Source organism: Brachyspira pilosicoli (assembly GCF_019402445.1).
GTDB lineage: Bacteria > Spirochaetota > Brachyspiria > Brachyspirales > Brachyspiraceae > Brachyspira > Brachyspira pilosicoli_B.
Genome location: NZ_SRZM01000176.1, coordinates 1 through 2,522 on the forward strand (window position 1 = coordinate 1; position 2,522 = coordinate 2,522).

Annotated in this window: 1 protein-coding gene; it reads left to right on the forward strand. The window is 32.6% G+C overall.

Annotated elements, in window-relative coordinates; translation table 11 throughout:
* The first annotated feature begins 198 nt into the window (after positions 1 to 198).
* Positions 199 to 2,358 carry a PTS sugar transporter subunit IIABC gene (locus tag E6A48_RS06610; RefSeq protein ID WP_219709254.1) on the forward strand — a complete coding sequence of 720 codons (2,160 nt, stop codon included), beginning with the start codon at positions 199 to 201 and terminating at the stop codon, positions 2,356 to 2,358.
* The last annotated feature ends 164 nt before the right edge of the window (positions 2,359 to 2,522 follow it).

Below are 2,522 nucleotides of genomic sequence, written 5' to 3' on the forward strand. Positions count from 1 at the left end.
TAATAACACTCAATATATAAAATGTCAATTTGATAATTACTCATAACATAAAATTAAATTTTATAAATAAACACATATAGATAAAATTGATATTTATCTTTTTTTGTGATAATAGTATCGTTAAAACAAAATAACATTTGACATATAAAAAAATATTGATAATATTATACTATATCAAAAAAATTGGAGTTTTTACATATGAAGGATAAACTTTTTGGAGTATTGCAAAGAGTAGGAAGGTCTTTTATGCTTCCTATAGCTGTGCTTCCTGTAGCAGGGCTCTTTTTGGGTATAGGTAGTTCTCTTACAAATACTACTATGCTTGAAACCTACAATCTAATGGGGATTTTAGGACCGGGTACTATTGCTTATGATATATTATCAGTATTAAGCGAGGCTGGTAATATTATATTTGGAAACTTGCCTATTATATTTGCTATGAGCGTAGCTATTGGTATGGCAAAGAAAGAAAAAGAGGTTGCTGCTTTATCTGGAGCTATAGCATTTTTTGTAATGCATGCTTCTATTGGTAAGATGATAACAGTTATGGGAGGAGCTGATAAATTATTGGCTGGTTCTACTACTAATGTTGTTGGTATATTATCACTTCAGATGGGTGTATTCGGTGGTATAATAGTGGGACTTGGAGTAGCTGCTTTGCATAACAAATTCTATACTATAGAGCTTCCTCAAGTATTATCATTCTTCGGAGGTACAAGGTTTGTTCCTATAATATCTGCTATTACTTTTTTAGTAGTAGGTATATTAATGTATTTTGTATGGCCTCCTATACAGGTTGTAATGAATAAACTCGGAGATTTAATAGCTGGTTCTGGTTATGTGGGAACTTTATTCTATGGTATCATAGAAAGAGCATTAATACCTTTCGGTCTTCACCACGTATTCTATACACCTTTATGGCAAACTTCACTCGGCGGCACTATGATGATAGATGGCAATTTAGTAGAAGGTGCACAAAACATATTCTTTGCTCAATTAGGCTCTCCTACTACAACTGCATTTAGTGTTGATGCTACTCGTTTTATGACTGGTAAATTCCCATTCATGATATTTGGCTTACCTGGTGCTGCTTTAGCAATGTATAAAACTTCAAGAGCAGAAAAGAAACAAGTTGTAGGTGCTTTGCTTTTCTCTGCTGCTTTAACTGCTATGCTTACTGGTATCACTGAACCTATAGAGTTTACATTCCTTTTTGTAGCTCCAATATTCTATGCTATACACTGTGTACTTGCTGGTATATCTTTCATGCTTATGCATATACTTCATGTTACAGTTGGTATGACATTCTCAGGCGGTTTAATTGACTTGCTTTTATTTGGTGTAATACAAGGAAATGCTAAAACTAATTGGGTTTGGATTGTAGTAGTTGGTGCTGTTTATTTCTTTGTTTATTATTTCTTATTCTCTACATTGATTAAGAAATTTGACTGGAAAACACCAGGAAGAGAACCAGACAGTGAAGAGCCTAAACTTTATAAAAGAGCAGATGTTGAGGCTGCTAAGGCTTTAGCTAAAGGAGAAAATATTGAAACTAATCCTTTATTTAAATATGAAGAAGCTCCTTTAATCACTTCAGGACTTGGAGGAAAGAAAAATATAAGCGATGTTGACTGCTGTGCTACAAGACTTCGTGTTACAGTGTTTGATGCTTCTAAAGTTAATGACACTATGCTAAAACAAAGCGGTGCTGCTGGAATCATCAAAAAAGGTAATGGTATACAGGTTATATACGGACCTAAAGTTACAGTAATAAAATCAAGACTTGAAGAGTATTTACATGACCCTATAAGCGACAATGAAGATAATATGACTGCTTCTAATGAAAACACTACTTCAAATGAACCTCAAAAGCAAGAATCTGCAGCTGCTAGTAGTAATGAATTAGTTGACACTGTTTATGCTCCTATTAAAGGAGGCATTGTTAAACTTGAAGATGTTAAAGATGAGGCATTTTCTTCTGGTGCTATGGGTAAAGGTATTGCTATTGACCCAGCTGAAGGCAAAGTATATGCTCCTTTTGACGGAATAATAGAAACTGCTTTTCCTACAAAACATGCTATTGGACTTACTTCTGACAAAGGTGTTGAGTTGTTAATACACATAGGTATGGATACTGTTAAACTCAATGGTGAACATTTTACTTCACATATTGAAGATGGTCAGAAGATTAAGAAAGGCGATTTATTATTAGAGTTTAACATTGAGGGAATAAAATCTGCAGGCTACCCTACAGTTACTCCTATAATTATCACTAACTCTGATGATTATGCGAATATAGAGCCAACATCATCTGCTAGTGTAAATGCTTTAGACAAACTCATTGATGTTAAAAAATAAATAACTAATAAAAAATAAATATAAAGGGGCTTAATATTTTTAAGCTCCTTTTTTATTTTAATTTTTTTAAATTCATTCTTTTATAAAAAATTATATTTTATACTGAAAATTGTAAAGTTTATAAAAATTTAGTTTTATGTTTTATTGTTTTCGGGGACTAGTCC